We start from the raw sequence: 17369 nt of genomic DNA, 5'->3' as shown, positions 1-17369 counted from the left end.
AGGATAAGAGTAGTATATCAGTAAAAATGCGCGTTTGGTTACTCTTCTGACATAATGGATGACGATCTTTCGGTAATCAGGTTTTCTTAAAGCCATGGAAGGAGCGTGTGTGTAAAAATCTCAGTTCCTCCACGTATGTTACAGTCTGACAACCGCAGTGGGAAGTCACGGGCTGCCGATTCGTTTGCAATTTTCCATCCCATATGCTATAATCGTCAGCGTTGATGCGGGAGTGGCTCAGCTGGTAGAGCGATACCTTGCCAAGGTATAGGTCGCGGGTTCGAATCCCGTCTCCCGCTCCATAATGCCGCTCGTTCGAGCGGCATTTCCCATTTCTGCACGTCTGAACCATGAGTGATCTGACCCACCTCGACGAAACCGGCAAAGCGCGCATGGTCGATGTCGGCGCGAAGGACGAGACGCTCCGCGAGGCAGTGGTGCGTGGCGAAGTCCATATGCGCCCCGAAACGTTGCAGCGCCTGGCGGCTGGCGATATGCCCAAAGGCGATGCACTCGCCACAGCGCGAATCGCCGGCATCATGGCTGCCAAACGCGCTCCTGACCTGATCCCGCTCTGCCATCCGCTGCTGCTGACGCATGTGGCAGTGGATGTGCGCCTCGATGCGGCCACCTCGACGGTGCAGATCGAAGCGACGGTGCGCACCGTCGGCAAAACCGGCGTCGAAATGGAGGCGCTCACCGCCGTCAGTGTGGCGGCACTAACGGTCTACGATATGTGCAAAGCCATCGACCGCACGATGCAGATCGGCGCCATTCGTCTAGTGCGCAAAAGCGGTGGGCGTAGCGGCGAGATCGTGTGCGAATAGGCGCGTATGACGCACAGAGACAAGCATCGACAATCCCGATCCCCACGACGGGTCCACCGACCGTGCGAATAGGCGCGTATGGCGCACAGAGACAAGCAGGTGCATAGATGGCATGGAGGCGTTTGTCCTGTGCGCTGTTGCGCTGCTTACCCTGTCAGTGGAGCAGGTGTCCCCCATCTACCGGCAGCGTAACGCCGGTCACATACCCGGCTTGTGCGAGATAGAGCACTGCGCCGGCAATGTCGTCGGGGCTGCCAACGCGCCGCAGTAGCGTTGTGCGTGCGACCTGTGCAGCCTGTTCGGCGCTCCAGTCGTCGGGGAGGAGCACTGGACCGGGCGCGATTGCGTTGACCCGCACTTCAGGCGCCAGGTCTTTCGCCAGCGCCCTGGTCAGTGCGACAACGCCGCCTTTGCTGACCAGATAGGGCGTATGGTTGCGCCAGGGCCGCTCGACGCCAACATCGGCGATGTTGACGATGGAACCGCTCGCTGCGCGTAGCGCATCGGCGGCGCGCTGCGCGATGAAGAACATACTGCGCAGGTTGGTGTTCAGCAACTCATCCCAGCGCGCTTCGGAGACGCTCCCGACCGGCGTTGGTCCCCAGATGCCTGCATTATTGACCAGCAGATCGAGTCCGCCCCATTGTGCCAGCACTTCGTCGACCACGCGCTCGCAATCGGCAGTACGGCTCAGATCGCCAGGGATGGCGATGCAGGAGGCGCCGGTTGCGCGCAATTCCGCCAGGACCTCCTCAGCCGCCGATGCTGACGCATGGTAGTGAATAGCGACGCGCATGCCAGCGCGACCGAGCGCCAATGCGATCGCCCGTCCCAATCGCCGCGCCCCGCCGGTGACCAGCGCCGCCTTGCCGTGAAGACTCATTGCGCTCCCCGCTGTCGAATAGTACTCTCCAGAACGGAAACGAATAGAATTCACATACGTGAGCGAGCTGCTGCGACAAAACGCCGCACCCGTTCAACCTCCACCGGATTTTCGATCCGACCGTCCTGTTTGATGCTCGACCCGACGATCACGCCATCTGCTGCCGCCATAAAAGCGGCAATGTTCCGTTCATCGGCGCCGCTCCCGATCAGGAGCGGACGATCACCGCACAATGCCTTCGCCTGCTGCACCTTCTCCAGATCGGGTGCATTGCCGGTCATTCGTCCAGAGACAATCAAGGCATCTGCACCGAAGAAACGCGTCCATTCGATATGGGTCGCCAGATCGATTCCAGGGAAGCGCACCGAATGTTTCTTATCGACATCGGCGAAGATTTTGATATGTTCGGCGTGCAGTTCTTTGCGCCGGCGCATCAGGTCGGCGGCGCACCCTTCGTCCCAGGCGCCCGCGTCCCACACTCCTGCGCCGGTGAACATGCAGACCCGAATGAATCTAGCGCCTGCCGCCAATGCAATCCCCAGCAGTGCAACCCCGCCGTTGTGCACCAGGTTGATCCCAAGCGGCAGGTCGATGGCCCGATGAACAGCGTGCGCTGCGACAGCATGAGCGGCGATGCTCTCTGGTTGCACGTGCAGACCGGCGCGGAACGGGATGTCCCACATGTTCTCGACGATCACGCCATCGACGCCGCCGTCGGCGAGTGCGTAGGCATCGTCGAGCGCTCGGTCGATGATCCCCTGCATCCCGTAGCCGGTGTATCCCGGCGCACCCGGCAGGGGCCAGAGATGGACCATGCCGATGATCGGCTTTGGTGTACGAAAGATGTCGCTGAGATCGCCGATCCGCAGCGCGTCGAGACGCTGTTTCCAGGGAGGAGTCATCGGGAATGCCGGTCATTGGTAAAGGGTTTTTTACGAACGCTGGAATGATAGCAGGCAGGCGAAGCGATGTCAACCGTGCAGAGGGATAGTCTGGCTGCCCTGATGTCTGACACGTGATGTTGTCTGGCGTAGCGCAATGGTGAAAGATACAGCGGGAGAATCTGTCCCCTTGAGACCTGACACAGACGATGTCAATTCAGAGGCTTGCCGGAAAAATCCGTCTCTGGAAGACAGAACCCTTTGATGCAGCAGGACGATAAATTCTCGAGTCTGAACTGCTCTATCGCAGCAGCTTTCTTCGGGAACAGATCTAATCGCCGCTGCGCATCCGCCGTAGTTCTGCTTCCAAAGCGCGTAACCGCGCCGCGACGGCCGCACGTTCCTCTGCTTCGCGCCGTGCGCGCTCCTCGGCTTCCTGGCGAGCCTGCGCTTCAGCAGCGCGCGCTGCGGCTTCACGCCGCGCGCGCTCCGCTTCGCGTCGTGCGCGCTCCTCGGCTTCCTGGCGCGCCTGCGCTTCAGCAGCCCGCGCTGTGGCTTCGCGCTGCGCGCGCTCCGCTTCGCGTCGTGCGCGCTCCGCTTCGCGCTGCGCGCGCTCCGCTTCGCGTCGTGCGCGCTCCTCGGCTTCCTGGCGCGCCTGCGCTTCCAACCGCGCTCGTTCTTCCGCGTCCGCCGCCTGCCGCACCACCGTCGCATAGTCGCCGAATGCCACGCCATGGTCGTCGTAGCAGACGACGTGATCGCCCTCCACCCCCAGCCACACATCGGCAATCGCCAGATGCACCCGTCCTGCGGCATCCGATGGATGCAGGCGGTACATCCCCGCCTCCAACCGGTAGTCGAGCAATCGCAGCCGCCGCTTCCCCCGACCTTTTCCGGCGTCATCCACAATCACGTACTGCGCCACCCCCGCCCGCGCGTAGTGCTCCACCTTGCGCTCCAGGTCGTTCTCGCGCGTCTCCGGCGAGGTGATCTCGATGATCAGCGCCGGACGCGCACCTTCGACCGCCACCTCGAATGTGCTCCAGTCCTGCCGTTTGCGGATGCCGGGAATGACCATCACATCCGGTCCGTGCGGGCGCAGGTCGGGGATGTCCCAGGCGATGCGCACATCGCTCAGGACGATGGCGACCCCCGCCTCCTCCAGACGGGCGCGCAGCACAGCAGTGAGGTACATCCGGTCGGTCTCGTGGCGGTCGCTATGCACGATGAAATCTCCCGTTTCAGGGTGAAGGACGTCTTCGAGGGTGAGCGGAACCTGTTCGAGGTGATGGGGATCGTCGGGGGTCGGGCGGGGCACAAAGCGCCAGCCGTAGCGGAAAGGATCGGCATCAGGCGACGTATCTGATGCAGGCGGGACATGCATAGTCGTGTTGGTCACAGGCGATGACTCCTGACGTTATGAGTGGGCAACGCGCGGATACTCCGGTTGTCTGTGCCGTATTGTACCACGTCCAGAACGGATGGGGGCGCTAGCGCCTGCGGCGCGCCTATTGCCGGGCGTGCCTCTATTTCGGGGCGCGCCATAGGCGCGCCCCTACCACGCGGGGGGCGGGGGATGCGCCTCTATTTCGGGGCGCGCCACAGGCGCACCTATTGCCGGGCGCGCCCCTACCACGCGGGGGGGCGGGGGATGCGCCTCTATTTCGGGGCGCGCCACAGGCGCACCTATTGCCGGGCGCGCCCCTACCACGCGGGGGGCGGGGGATGCGCCTCTATTTCGGGGCGCGCCACAGGCGCGCCTATTGCCGGGCTGCCGGGCGCGCCACAGGCGCGCCTCTATTTCGGGGCGCGCCACAGGCGCACCTATTGCCGGGCGCGCCCCTACCACGCGGGGGGGCGGGGGATGCGCCTCTATTTCGGGGCGCGCCACAGGCGCACCTATTGCCGGGCGCGCCCCTACCACGCGGGGGGGGGCGGACGGCGTGGTTCTGCGTGCTGCTGATGCCTCAATTGGAGGTCTCTCCGTCGTCGCGGGGCGGTTCCTATGCCACCTCGCGGAAGTATTCGCCGCTGATGAGTTCGAAGATCAATTGGTCCAGGGTGACTTCGGCTTCGTGGTACGTCCGCGCAAAACCAACCAGTTCACCGTCGAGGTACATGGCATAATCGTGCGTTTCGCGGTCGTAGATGATTTCTTTCTGGTACATGCTCGTCCCCCTCTGAGTTACGGCTTGTCGTTGCATTGAGTATAGCACAAGTGTTCTATAATGTCAACCATGACTTGCAGCGCCTTCCACCCTCGGGTATGATGTCGCGTCGCTGTAGTATCAGTTATGATGGAACCTGAAACGTGCGCTGGCTGTCTCTTCAATCCGCTCGCATCACCTCTTCTGTTGTACTCGATAGCGTCCTTCTGTTGTTGCTGGCGATCCTGCCGCTGATCCTCGGCGCACGCCTGGCGCGGCTGGATCAGCGTCTATCGGTCGAAGATTCGAACGCGCGCCGCGTACTGGTCGGTTTTTACGATGTCGAGCGCAATCCGACCGATCTCTTCCGTTGGTCGCGCCCCGAGGCGGCGCTGTTTCTCTTTGGCTTCGACGGACGACCGGCGCGGGTGATGGTGCGTCTGGCCGCGCCGCGCGACACTGCCGATCCGCCGGTGCTGTCGGTCAGTATGCGAGGGCGCCCGGTCGGCGCTTTTGCGGTTGCACCCGGTTGGCGGTGCTATTATCTGCTGACGCCAACCGATCCGGCTGGCGATACGCCGCTGCTGTTGCGTACTGCTGCCTATCGTCCGCCTGACGATGGGCGTGATCTCGGCGTGGCGCTGGCGGAGTTCGCGGCATGGCCGATCACCGGTTCTGCCTGGTTGCCGCCGCCGATACGCACGATCTTTCTGGTTTCATTCCCTTTTCTGATCTGGCTGATCTTCGTCTGGCACGCGCCGCACCGCGCATCCGGCGCAACGCTGCTCTACCGGAGCACTGTCGCGTTGCTGTCGATAGCAGGGGGGGGCGCCGCTGCTTTTCCGGCAGAGGCCGGGTATCTGCTCCCAACCGTTGGCTGGCCCTGGTGGCCCCTGCTGCCGCTGGCGCTGGCACTCGCCTGGCGACCGGTGCGCCTGTTGTTGGCTCGCACGGCGAAGCGTCTGCGCGCAACAGGCATATCGGCTGCGTGGGGGGGCGCTGCGCTGGCGCTGGCGCTGATCGTTGCCCTGCGTCTGGGATTGCCGCCACTTGCTGGGATGAGCGGTCTGGTCGCGGCAGTGGCGCTGACGATTCTTGCACTGTACCGGGATGAGGGATTGACGTTCCCTGCTGAGCAATCGATGCAACGCAATGAAGTGCTGGCGCTGGCAGTCGTCACTGTGGCAGCGCTGGCGCTCCGCCTCTATCGCCTTGACGATCTGCCCTCTGGAATGTGGCGCGATGAGGCGCGCCATGGTCTGCTGGCATTACGGATCTGGAGCGACTCCACGTATCGTCCGGTCTATGTAGTGGCCGGCGCAGATCTGCCAGCGCTTCTCTTCTACCTGATGGCGCCGGTGCTGGCACTCACCGGACCAGGGGTTGGCGCGGCGCGTCTGGTCAGCGCGCTGGCAGGCGCATTGATGCCGCTGGCGCTCTGGTGGGCAGCGCGTCCAATCCTGGGGGGGCGGGCTGCGCTCTACGGCGCTGCGTTCCTTGCCTGGGCATCCTGGGGATTGAGTATGAGCCGCTGGGCATTCCCTGCAACGCTCGATCATCTGCTCGAACTCACTGCCATTGGGGTTATGTGGCGGGCGCTGGGGCAACCTGCACCCTGGCGCGCTGCCGCTGGAATGGCGCTGGCGGGCGCACTGGCGGCGCTGGCGGCGTATGCCTATCACACCGGACGCCTCGCACCGCTGGTCTTTGTGGCGCTGACTGCGGTACGCCTTGGACGCGATGCGGGCGCATGGCGCCGGGCGCTGCCTGCGCTTGGCGCGGCGGCGACGGCTGGGGTGATCGTGCTGTTGCCGCTCCTTGCGTTCATCGCCGGCGATTTCGAGGGGTACAACCGCCGCACCGGAATGGTTGCGATCAGCAACGCTCAGAACCTCGAGAAACGCACGGTGGCGTTGGTGCTGGACAATATCGCGCGCTATCTGGGGATGTGGCATATCGCCGGCGATCCCAACGGGCGTCATCACGCCCCTGGTGCGCCAATGCTCGACCCACTGGCAGGGACATGCTTCGCGCTCGGTGTGGGTCTGGCGCTTGTTGGCCGGCGCTCGAAAGCGTTCGTTCCCCTGCTCTGGCTGGGTCTGGCGCTCATTCCGGGTGTTTTGAGCACGAATGCACCTCATGCCATGCGCTCGCTTGGCGCGCTTGCGCCCTCGTGTATGCTGGCAGGCATGGCGCTCGATACGCTTATACGAGCAACAAACAGCGCTGGCTCTCACCTGTGGCGACGCATCGCACCAGCAGTCGTTACAGGAACGCTGGTCGTCAGCCTGTCATTCAACGCCTGGCTGTATTTCGTCGCAATGCCTGGCAATCCGGCGGTCTACAATGAGTTCGATCAGACCGAGACGGCAGTAGGACGGGTTGCGCGGATGGCTGCGACATCGAATGATCCGCGTTTGAGATCTATCCGGGTGTTTGTAGATCGGCGATTGATCGAGCGGGATACGGTGCGTTTTCTGACTGGCGATCTCATCATTGGCGTCTTCGATGGCGTCCGCCTGTCGGAAACGGTCACCGGCGATGCGCTGCTGATCCTGCCGCCGGATGTGTCCGATGGGGATCGCAAGGCGGCGCTGGAGGCGCTCGGTCTCGCAGCGCATGAACTGACGCCGCCGCTGTTGCCGAATGGTGAAGCGCCGCTCTTCCTGGCGTATGGCGTGGGAGATGGGACCCAGCGGCTATTGAACGAGACCTTTTCGCCAGACTCCCTGCCCGGCGGCAAATGAACGTTGAATCCTGGGCGCTGCGGGCTGAAGCCCTGGCTAAGATCGTGAAAGCCCCTCCGGGGTTGCGATGTCCTGAGTGCGGGCTGTAGCCCGCAGCCCAGAGAACGCGCGACATGACGGCGCAGGTCTACCGCATGTATTTCTGAATGTTCATAAGCCGCAGGCTATGGTTGCGAAGCCCGCCTGCGCGGACTTAACCGGGCGATGCCGGTTTTGATTGCTCAAACTCCATATTATGGCTTCGACAATGCTGCAAGCGCCTGTGCTGCTTCCTGCTCCAGTCGCTCGATTGCCTTGCGGGTCTCCTGCTCGCGGGCAAGCTGGTCATTCAGGCGATCTTCGAGTTGATTGAGCTGCGCGACATACCGTTCGCGCAATGCCCGTTCACTCCCCTCGCGCCCCAACGGTCCCAGGTTTGCCTGGATCTGCTGCTGGCGCGCCAGGATTTTCTGCTGCTCCTGGGCAATCTCTTGAAGCGTTGCACGGCGCTTCGCAACCTGATCATACAGCGACAGAATGCGCTCGAGCGCTCGGTAGGTCGCCTGATCGAGATATCTGTCGCTCAGGAACGACTGCAACCGGTGCATATCGAGTTTGCGCACCTCCTCGTGGCGTGATCTCTTGCAGCGTTCGTTGACCATGAAAACGGTTTCGACGCCAGACGGGCACCGCACTGTCCAGCGCGCGACATTGTGCGCCTCTTCGTCTGGAGCGGGTGTGTCGAACAGGTCGTAGCCCTTCAACCGTTCCTGTTCGATCACAATGTTTACGGCGTCGGGCAGGGTGCTGGTGATGCGGTAGCGCATCTGCTGGACATCCCATTCCTCAAACACCGCATACTCTTTGTGGATGCTCAACCCCGCCATTGTGCGCTGATGATGGCGTTCTTCGCTGATCGTCACCCCAAGTTCGACCGCATACGCGATAATCATTTCAGCCCCTGCGCGCGTGAAGGGCAACACGGCTTCACCGGCGTAGTCGCCATGCTCGACGACCGTCACCGGTCCGCGTTCGAGCGTCAGCCCGGTTTCGTTTTGCATGCGCAGGCTTGCAACCGGGTGGCGAGGCAGTTTGCGACCGTTGTAGAGCAATTCTTTGCGTCCATCGAGGCGTCGGCTGACAATCGGAACCATGGCGGATCGTCCCCGCGCCACACTGACAGGATGCACAACACGGTACTGAAAGAGAGCGCCACGTTCTTCACCGACGCCGGCGGCTTCAATGGACTGTTCGAGATTCTCCATCCTGAGTGCGGACGCCTCGCCGAGTGCAAATTCATCCAAATCCGGAGCGACTTCCATTAAGCTTGGTATCGCTCGGTTTGCCTGGAACTCAATCGGCGCCGCCACCGTGCGCACATCGTCCTGTACCATGGGTCGTTCAGGCGTGTGGGGTTCATACAGGCGATAGCGGAACGACACTGGCATGCCGGCGACCAGCGTCAACTCGATGCTCTCGAGGTCTTCGTCGAGTTGATTATCGAACAGTCCCCACCCCTGAAGGAGAACCGCCACTTGCGCACCTGCGCTACGTCCACCGCCATTGGCGGAGTCGTTGCCGTCGGGTTTCGGCTCCGCCAGCAGGCGATAACTGACGCGCCAGGAGGGGGCAGGAGCGATGTATCCCACCAGCATGTCGTGGTCGCCCTCCGACAGTCGCACAATGGCGGATCGTCGATCTTCCTCGCTCTGTGCCGCGCGCAGGAAATACGCCATATCGGCTGCCGCACGGTCATCGAGAATTACCAGGTGCGCGATGCGCCGCACCGGTATGGTGCGTACGTTGCGCTGTTTCGACAGGTAGAGCGAAAGCAGCGGTTTGTCGAGCGGTTCTTGCTCATCGAGATCAATACCGATGATTGCGCCTTCGATTACCTCATCGGCGGCATCACCATGGCGGCGCTCGTGCTCAATCTGAAGGCGCACGTTGCGTCCGCGCAAATCCCGCAGCAGATCGAGCAGACTGCGCGTATTGGAAAGGTGGATGGAGCCGCGCTCGATCTGCTTTGCGCGATCCTCCGGCGTTTCGATATCGACACCCAAAACCTGACCTTCACCCAGATCGAGGACGATCAGGCTTTTCAGAATGTCGTCCATGGCTTCCCGTGGGAACGTCAGACGCAGTTCTGTACCGGTGATTGGACCCCGTCGCTCGAAGTAACCAACGCCATGCCGGTACACCAGCATACGGCGAATCGGAAGATCGGGCATGTCATCCTCTCTTTCTAGCGAACGCCTGGTTCATAAAGGTCGACCGGCAGTGCATGCAGTGCGTTCGCATCAAGCCCCTGTGCATCTCGTGCCCCGCGCCCCGCGCCTCTGCCCCCGCGCCCCGCGCCTCTGCCCCCGCGCCTCGCGCCCCACGCCTCGTGCCCCGCGCCTCGCGCCCCACGCCTCGCGCCCCACGCCTCGCGCCCCACGCCTCGCGCCTCGTGCCCCACGCCTCGCGCCCCACGCCTCGCGCCCCACGCCTCGCGCCCCACGCCTCGCGCCCCACGCCTCGCGCCCCACGCCTCGCGCCTCGTGCCCCACGCCTCGCGCCTCGCGCCTCTGCCCCCGCGCCTCGCGCCCCACCCCTCGTGCCTCGCGCCTCGCGCCCCGCGCCTCGCGCCCCACGCCTCGCGCCCGCGCCCTGCGCCTCACACCTCGTGCCCCACGCCTTGCGCCTCTGGCCCCGCACCTCGTGCCCCACACCTCGCGCCCCGTGCCTCATCCCTTCACCCGGTACGCCAGCGCGGGTTGCCTGACATGCGTCAGTATAGCAGCAAAAGGGCGCGCCTGCGGTGGCGCCGCTCTCCCGGCATGCCCGAAAGTCGAAAGCATGACGCGGTATAATGGCGCCAGGGCGTTCCATGGCAGAGCGCCAGGACATCGGTGTCTCACGCTCCTACTTGCTTCGTGTGAAATGGAGGTTGGACATGACCAAGCAACCGGCTGGGCATCTCTGGTGGCAGCGCGGTGTTATCTATCAGATCTATCCTCGTTCGTTCCAGGACAGCAATGGCGATGGCGTCGGTGATCTGCGCGGCATTCGCTCGCGCCTCGATTATCTGGTCGATCTGGGTATCGATGCCATCTGGCTGTCACCGATCTTTCCATCACCCATGGCCGATTTTGGCTACGATGTCGCCGATTACTGCGATATTCACCCACTCTTCGGCACACTTGCCGACTTCGATGCGCTGGTTGCCGATGCGCATCGGCGTAATCTGAAGGTCATCCTCGACTTTGTGCCCAACCACACATCGGATCAGCACCCATGGTTCATCGAGTCGCGCAGTTCACGCGACAATCCGAAGCGCGATTGGTACATCTGGCGTGATCCGGCGCCCGATGGGGGTCCGCCGAACAACTGGCTTTCGTATTTTGGGGGGTCCGCCTGGGAATACGATGCCACCACCGGTCAGTATTACCTGCATCTCTTCCTCAAAGAGCAACCCGATCTGAACTGGCGCAACCCACAGGTACAGGCGGCAATGCTCGATGTCATGCGCTTCTGGCTTGACCGTGGCGTAGATGGATTCCGCGTCGATGTGATGTGGCTGATGATCAAGGATGCACAGTTCCGCGACAATCCGCCCAATCCTGCCTGGAAACCTGGCATGATGCCGCATATGCGCATCCTTGAAGCCTGGTCCGCCGATCAACCGGAGGTTCACCAGATTGTGGCCATGATGCGACGGGTGCTCGACTCCTACGACGAGCGGATGATGGTCGGCGAGATCTATTTGCCGTATGATCGCCTGATGCACTACTATGGAACGCCAGAATCTCCCGAAGCACATCTTCCGTTCAATTTTGCGCTGGTTCTGTTGCCGTGGGACGCACACACGATTGCGCAGACGATTGCCGCGTATGAAGCATTGCTCCCACCTCACGGATGGCCCAACTGGGTGCTGGGGAACCACGACCAACCCCGAATCGCCAGTCGAGTGGGTGAAGCGCAGGCGCGTGTTGCTGCCATGCTGCTGCTGACGCTACGCGGCACGCCGACGATGTACTACGGTGATGAGATCGGCATGCGCAATGTGCCGATTCCGCCTGATCGTGTGCAAGACCCGTTCGAGAAAAATGTGCCCGGCGAAGGGCATGGACGCGATCCGCAGCGCACGCCAATGCAGTGGGATGCCAGCGAGTACGCCGGGTTCAGCAAGGTTCAGCCATGGTTGCCCCTCGCCGACGATTACCGGCAGCGCAATGTGGCAGCCCAGCGCAATGCACCGCATTCGATGCTCTCACTCTACCGGCGTTTGCTGACGCTGCGCCGTTCTGAACCGGCGTTGTCAATCGGTTCCTACCAGGCGATTGCTGTAGAAGGCGATGACACTGCGCGCCAGTCGGTGCTGGCATTTGTGCGTGAGGTGAACGGCTGTCGTTTTCTGGTCGCCCTCAACTTTGCGTCGCATCCTGCGCGTCTGAGCCTTACGACAATCGGTGAGGGCACGATTGCGCTCTCAACTCACCTTGATCGCGGTGGTAGCACCGTTCAAGGCGATCTCGAGTTGCGCGCCGACGAAGGGGTGATTATTGCGCTGGCGCCATGATCACAACATGTTCACATCCGCTTATTGCATCCAACGACAACATGCGCGATAATAGAACGAGGAAGGTTTGGTCCCCGTCCCACGCCCGATCCCGCCCCGATCTCGCGGTCCTCGGACGAATGACGCCACTTCCCTTGAGATAAGACGCAATGAGGCATTGTGCGCGCAGCAAGCGACGCTGCGCGCGATCAGGCGCTAGAGGAGACCCTGAGTGGCAGTTCAGGTCTGGATTGGAGAGAAACCCGAGCACGCAAACGAACGTCGCGCCATTATGGCGCTGGCGCGCGGACTCGACCGTCTCGACGGGCTGTACCTGATCCTCGCCAACTTTACCGTCGGCGGGCGCAGCATCGACCTGGTGATTGTCAAGCAGGACGCTGTCTTTATCATCGAATTGAAGCATTGCGACGGCAGGGTCTTCGGTGATGTCAATGGTCCCTGGTTCGTCGAGGGTTCCAACGGCGAACGCAAACGGTTGAACCCCGGGCGCAAGAACCCGTACAACCAGGTTATTTCGTATTACTACAACCTGGTCAATTTTCTCAACGACCATCGCACCGAACTGTTACCGCCGCAAAAAGCGAAGACGGTCGATTTTCGCACCTGCCGACGCCTGGTGGTGATTGCACCAACGCTTCAGGAAGGCTCGCATGTCGAAACCGATTGGAAAGTCGATCTGAAAGGTCTCGACGAACTGCCTGCGTATCTGGTGACCGAACGTTCGAGCGAGATCGATCTGACGGACGAGGAGATGCTCCGTATTCCGGAACTCCTCCACCTGACGCGCTGGACTGAAATTAACGCCCTGCTCGCGGGCGTTCTTCCGAACCTCGATGATTCGCCTGCCGTTGATCGTCCGGTTTCGCGTGAATCGCCGGTGATCACTGGTCCGGTTGGATCGGTAACGGCGCTTGCTGCGCCATCAGCAGAGGCATCCACCCCTGCAACGCAGGCGCAACCGGTTGTTGCCTCTGTGTCGCTGTCGCAGCGCCTCTCGCGTCTGTGGCAATCCTGGGCGGGGCGCATCGCACTGGCGTCGAGCCTGATCGTTGTTGTGCTGATTGGTATGATCTTCAGTCAGGGGCGTGCCCTCCCGCGCTCCGATCAGCCGGCGCAGAGCATGGTGGTTTCGACTAGCCTGCCGGCCGGCGGCGCCGACGCTGGCGCGATTTCGCCGGTCAGTTCCTGCATCTGGAGTGGTTTTCAACCGGTGGGGCGCCGCATGATAAACGGAAGTTGGGAAAATGTCGGCGTTGGTGGCAATGCGCCAGGGCTGACGCCCGATGTCGTGGTGACGCTGGAGGAAGTCGAGTTCTGTGACGGCAGGATCACGCTCAGATGGAGTCTGCGCAATAATTTGAGCGATCAGCATGTCGAGATGCCGCTGACCGCTGAGAACATTGAGGTGCGCGACTCGGTCGGTACGCGCTACCTGGTGACGGATGACCTCTCACAGCCGCGTGGATTACGTGCTCTTCCCGGTGAGCGGGTGCGCGGTAGCGCTGTAATTGATCGCCCGGTTAATTTGAACGCCTCCACCCTTGTCGTAGTGCTGAAGAAACTCCCCTTCGGTGAGACGACCTGGCTCGTTCCAACGCCTGGCGCCGGGTAATCGTTGATCGACAACGGTTTTTGCTGTGGCTGAACTCACAAGACCCGCGAGGTCGGATGGAGGACGGGCAATGCGCAGCACCCACGCCGCCGGTGGCGTGCCACGGTCGAGACGATTGCCTGGCAGAGACCTCACGGGTCGGTGACATGCAACGTGTCGTGTATCACCCTTCGGCGGGGCGTCCCTGGTGGGCGCCCTCTTACGATTGACGATGCCGCAGGCGTGTCATTCCGAGCGCAGCGACTTGTCATTCCGAGCGCAGCGAGGAATCTAAGCGAGTCGCGCACGACCCCTCGCGCGGCTCGGGGTGACAATGCCGAATGGTCACAGGAATTGGTATTACACGGCTCACACTCGTGGCGATCGTCCGGTCAGGTCGATGTCCAGGGCATTGAGCGACGAAGGCGAAGCGAGTTATACCAATGACGATTGAAGATGCCGCATGCGTGTCATTCCGAGCCCTTCGCTTCGCTCAGGGTAAACGCAGCGAGGAATCGGAGCGGGTCGCGCAAGACCCCTCGCGCTGCTCGGGGTGACCATGCCGGATGGTCACAGGGAATTGGTATTACACGGCTCACACTCGTGGCGATCGTCCGGTCAGTCTGGTGAACACCTGATACCCCAGCCAACGGAACGGCTCTGGCGGTATCGGCGGGTAGCGGCTCTGATAGAACGGCAACCACCGCCAGCGGCTATCATCCCCGCCGTACAGGTCGGCAATGAACTCGCCGGCAAGGTTGGCGAGCGTAATGCCGTGACCGGAGTACCCCAGCGCGTAGTAGATGTTCCTCTCCTCGCCCCACCGTCCCCAGAGCGGTTGGCGGTTTAGCGTAATGCCCAGCACCCCGCTCCAGCGGCGAACTATCGGTAGTGTCGCGGTGGACGGAAAGTACCCTGCCAGCGTCCGCGCAATCGCCGTCTGCGCGCGGCGGGCAACAGCGCTCTCTGCCGGCAGGCGGGTGCGATTGTTGAACAGATAGGCGTATGCCTGATTGCTGCCGCCGCCGAATATCAGATGTCCCGTAAGCGTCAGCGACCCATACGAAATGCGATCCAGGTCATCGGCAAAACCGGCGAATGCCCGCCAACCCAACTGCTGCCGTTGCTCTGGGGTCAGCGGCGCAGTGGCGAAGACGCTCGAGTGGAGCGGGAACAGCGCATCACGGAATAGTCCCAGTTTGCTCGTATACCCGTTCGTCGCCAGCACAACGGCGGGCGTATGCACCTCCCCCTGCGGTGTGGTCAGGCGAATGATCCGACCGGTTTGCAGGCGGAGCACTGGCGTCTGCTCATAGACTGCAACGCCGCGCGCTTCCAGAATCGGGCGCAACTCACGAACGAACTGCGCCCCGTTGATCTGCCCGGTCTCTGGTTCGAGCGTTGCGCCATAGACGCCGCGCGCATCGAAGTGTGATGCCAGTTCGTTGCGGTGCAGAAATTGTACCGGAATACCCAACGCGCGCAGATACTCGGCTTCCGCATGCGCTGCTTCGGCGCGCTTCGGGCTGGTGTGCAATGTCAACGTGCCATCGAAGCGATGATCGACCAACAGACGGTGGCGCTCGATCAGGGTGCGTATCGCGCACAACCCGGCGCTGGTCAGTTGATAGACCTTCTGCGTCAGTTCGGGATCGCTGGTATCGATGCCATTGATCCAGTTCAACGCCAGACCGCCATTCCGCCCACTGGCGCCATTCGCCAGCGACGTCGCCTCGAGCAGGACGATGCGCTGCTGCGGGAAACGCTGCGCGATGTGATATGCCGCGCTCACGCCGGTGAAGCCGCCGCCGATGATCGCCAGGTCGGCGGTAATTTCGCCCCTGAGTGGTGCGCGTGGTTGATAGTCCGGCGTTCCGGCGTGCCAGATCGACAGGGTATCGTCAAACTCCATACGTTCGGGAAGTAGCCGCGCCATAAGGGGCCATGTGCTGGCGGTCAGCGCAGCGACGCTCTCTAGCGCGCGAGTGGTGATTGATCGTTGAGTCATAGACGCATGCGAATGGGAAGATAAAGGGAACACGAGACAGCGTAGAACGAGACGCGCTTCCTGTCAAATACCTGCTGAGCAGCGCTATTCCCTTCTTAGCGGCATCAGTCGGCGTGAAGCCTGCGCTTCCAGACGTGCGTGAATAGTGATGCTGAATGGTTGGTAATATTCTGGTGACATTCATTGAATATACTTGCCACAAGTCGCATATGACGCGACCCTGACACGAAAACGTTACCCTGCTACGCCGTCGAGTTGCAGGCATGTTTCCGTCAACCAGCCACGTATGCTCTCAGGAGTAGTGTCGTGGAATTTGACCCGCAAAACCGTCGTGGTGGCATGTGGGTATCTTATCATTCTGGGCATTCTGGCAATCGATCTGATCTTCACCATCATCGAAATCCAGAGGATTGCCGACTACCAATGACGATTGAAGATGCCGCATGCGTGTCATTCCGAGCGCAGCGACTTGTCATTCCGAGCGCAGCGAGGAATCTGCACGGGTCGCGCACGACCCCTCGCTCTGCTCGGAGTGACCATGCCGGATATTCACAGGTCATTGGTAGACGACCTGAACCAGGCTATCATTGACGATATGCAGACCGTTGCGTCCATCAACCTCGTCGTCCAGCAACTTCTCACCGAGTCTTACTCACTCACCTTACGCAGCCAGTTGAACAGGATTGAGTTCCTGCAACTTGGCATAAGCGGCATGAATAGCGTGCAAGTACAGTTTGGATTTGAGCGCACAATGATTGAGTTTGGTGGCGCCTTTGAGCAGTTCGAGTTTGATGTAACCGCACAGAGCCGCAAAGAAATGATTGGTCTGAGTTGTCACCGTTTGGGTGGGTGACTTCTCCAGCGAAGCATTCTGTTTGAGCGACTTGTGATAGGGTTCCACGTTCCATCGTTTGTGATAGATTGCGGCAATCCCGTTACCGTCTCGTGTGGTATCGCTGGCGACCAGATATTGGATGCCTGTCGAGCCATCTTCGTTTGTGAAGACTTGTTTGATGAGAAGGAGCGCAAACCCCACGCCTTCCAAATACACCGTGACAGGTTTCATCGGTTCCAGTTCCAGCGTGTCCACTCGCTGATAACGTCCCGGCTGCTTGGCATTCACACTCAGCGCCACTTTGCGATTGCCTGTGAGTGGCATAACGAACTCCTTTTTGAGTGTGAGTTTGACAAAGTTCATGTTTTCGGCGGAAGCAAACCAGATATCGTTGAGCGCATATTTGAACGGAATCTGGTTTTTGACGGCTTGTTGTAGGAGGTCTCGGTACATTTCATTCTTGGTTTTATCCGAGCGACGTTTTTCCTTTCCCGTCTTCGGGTCGGTGTAGCGTTCTGTTTTCCGAACCAGTTCGAACCCAACGGGCAACGATACGCCTTGGCTGTGATATAGGCAGGTCACAAAGTTGATGCCCTTGACGGTTCTTTGCTGGGAATGATCGTAGTGCCAGCAAACGATGTCGTTCTCGTCGGTGTATGGTTTTTCCGCAATACTGTCATCCACAATTACCACGCCGTCTTCGCTTTCAATCTGGCGCACATGTGGCTTGACAAGCCGCCACAAATCCGCCGAGGTTTGTTCTTTCCCTGCCAGCAAGCGTTGCACTCGGTCATGGCTGATTTCACCATCCAATAGGGATGACAGCCCTGTCGCCGTGGTTTGTCCGAAGGCGCTTATCAAATAGTCGCTGTACAGGTCAAGGAGTTGTTTGTCGTTTTTCATACAC

Annotated in this window: 11 protein-coding genes and 1 tRNA gene; 5 read left to right on the top strand and 7 right to left on the bottom strand. The window is 61.1% G+C overall.

Annotation, left to right across the window (positions count from 1 at the left end; all coding sequences use genetic code 11):
* The first annotated feature begins 226 nt into the window (after positions 1 to 226).
* Together RCAS_RS20080 and moaC are read left to right on the top strand one after the other, a co-directional pair.
* A tRNA-Gly gene (locus RCAS_RS20080) sits at positions 227 to 302 on the top strand.
* A gap of 48 nt (positions 303 to 350) precedes the next feature.
* On the top strand, positions 351 to 827 hold the full coding sequence (gene moaC, locus RCAS_RS20075; protein WP_012122329.1) for a cyclic pyranopterin monophosphate synthase MoaC: 477 nt from the start codon (positions 351 to 353) through the stop codon (positions 825 to 827).
* Positions 828 to 981: 154 nt separating this feature from the next.
* Here moaC and RCAS_RS20070 read toward each other — a convergent pair whose 3' ends face one another.
* From RCAS_RS20070 to RCAS_RS25730, 4 genes are all read right to left on the bottom strand, one after another.
* The gene (locus RCAS_RS20070; RefSeq protein ID WP_012122328.1) at positions 982 to 1710 is read right to left on the bottom strand and encodes an SDR family oxidoreductase; all 729 of its coding nucleotides are present in this window, start codon (positions 1708 to 1710) and stop codon (positions 982 to 984) included.
* 50 nt (positions 1711 to 1760) lie between these two features.
* Entirely contained in the window at positions 1761 to 2612 is an 852-nt protein-coding gene (locus tag RCAS_RS20065; protein ID WP_012122327.1) for a BtpA/SgcQ family protein, read from the bottom strand.
* A 310-nt stretch (positions 2613 to 2922) separates the two neighbouring features.
* Entirely contained in the window at positions 2923 to 3990 is a 1068-nt protein-coding gene (locus RCAS_RS20060; RefSeq protein ID WP_157042717.1) for a Uma2 family endonuclease, read from the bottom strand.
* A gap of 604 nt (positions 3991 to 4594) precedes the next feature.
* Positions 4595 to 4759, bottom strand: a complete 165-nt coding sequence (locus RCAS_RS25730; protein WP_012122325.1) for a hypothetical protein — start codon at positions 4757 to 4759, stop codon at positions 4595 to 4597.
* Between the two features lie 143 nt (positions 4760 to 4902).
* Here RCAS_RS25730 and RCAS_RS20055 point away from each other — a divergent pair, with 143 nt between their 5' ends.
* The gene (locus RCAS_RS20055) at positions 4903 to 7485 is read left to right on the top strand and encodes a hypothetical protein (protein ID WP_012122324.1); all 2583 of its coding nucleotides are present in this window, start codon (positions 4903 to 4905) and stop codon (positions 7483 to 7485) included.
* A 233-nt stretch (positions 7486 to 7718) separates the two neighbouring features.
* On the opposite strand, the gene RCAS_RS20050 is transcribed toward RCAS_RS20055, so the two are convergent.
* Positions 7719 to 9695: a hypothetical protein gene (locus RCAS_RS20050; protein ID WP_012122323.1), complete on the bottom strand. Its 1977-nt coding sequence runs from the start codon at positions 9693 to 9695 to the stop codon at positions 7719 to 7721.
* 707 nt (positions 9696 to 10402) lie between these two features.
* Between RCAS_RS20050 and RCAS_RS20040 the strand changes: the two genes are divergently transcribed.
* The gene (locus tag RCAS_RS20040; protein WP_012122322.1) at positions 10403 to 12028 is read left to right on the top strand and encodes an alpha-amylase family glycosyl hydrolase; all 1626 of its coding nucleotides are present in this window, start codon (positions 10403 to 10405) and stop codon (positions 12026 to 12028) included.
* Between the two features lie 211 nt (positions 12029 to 12239).
* Positions 12240 to 13640, top strand: coding sequence for a nuclease-related domain-containing protein (locus RCAS_RS20035; protein ID WP_012122321.1), 1401 nt, complete (start codon positions 12240 to 12242; stop codon positions 13638 to 13640).
* A gap of 574 nt (positions 13641 to 14214) precedes the next feature.
* Here the strand turns inward: RCAS_RS20035 and RCAS_RS20030 are convergent.
* Together RCAS_RS20030 and RCAS_RS20025 are read right to left on the bottom strand one after the other, a co-directional pair.
* Positions 14215 to 15627 (bottom strand): NAD(P)/FAD-dependent oxidoreductase, encoded by a 1413-nt coding sequence (locus tag RCAS_RS20030; RefSeq protein WP_012122320.1) that lies wholly within the window; start codon positions 15625 to 15627, stop codon positions 14215 to 14217.
* A 661-nt stretch (positions 15628 to 16288) separates the two neighbouring features.
* On the bottom strand, positions 16289 to 17365 hold the full coding sequence (locus RCAS_RS20025) for an IS701 family transposase (RefSeq protein WP_012122319.1): 1077 nt from the start codon (positions 17363 to 17365) through the stop codon (positions 16289 to 16291).
* Positions 17366 to 17369 lie beyond the last annotated feature (4 nt).

The sequence above is a fragment of the Roseiflexus castenholzii DSM 13941 genome (assembly GCF_000017805.1).
GTDB classification, from domain to species: Bacteria; Chloroflexota; Chloroflexia; order Chloroflexales; family Roseiflexaceae; genus Roseiflexus; species Roseiflexus castenholzii.
Note: the sequence above shows the minus strand (reverse complement) of the source record. Positions and strands in the feature narration are given on the sequence as shown.

Bases quoted from the DNA above. Each gene is read 5' to 3' on its own strand.
- moaC (WP_012122329.1), top strand. From the start codon at position 351: ATGAGTGATCTGACCCACCTCGACGAAACCGGCAAAGCGCGCATGGTC.
- RCAS_RS20070 (WP_012122328.1), bottom strand. From the start codon at position 1,710: ATGAGTCTTCACGGCAAGGCGGCGCTGGTCACCGGCGGGGCGCGGCGA.
- RCAS_RS20065 (WP_012122327.1), bottom strand. From the start codon at position 2,612: ATGACTCCTCCCTGGAAACAGCGTCTCGACGCGCTGCGGATCGGCGAT.
- RCAS_RS25730 (WP_012122325.1), bottom strand. From the start codon at position 4,759: ATGTACCAGAAAGAAATCATCTACGACCGCGAAACGCACGATTATGCC.
- RCAS_RS20050 (WP_012122323.1), bottom strand. From the start codon at position 9,695: ATGCCCGATCTTCCGATTCGCCGTATGCTGGTGTACCGGCATGGCGTT.
- RCAS_RS20040 (WP_012122322.1), top strand. From the start codon at position 10,403: ATGACCAAGCAACCGGCTGGGCATCTCTGGTGGCAGCGCGGTGTTATC.
- RCAS_RS20030 (WP_012122320.1), bottom strand. From the start codon at position 15,627: ATGACTCAACGATCAATCACCACTCGCGCGCTAGAGAGCGTCGCTGCG.
- RCAS_RS20025 (WP_012122319.1), bottom strand. From the start codon at position 17,365: ATGAAAAACGACAAACAACTCCTTGACCTGTACAGCGACTATTTGATA.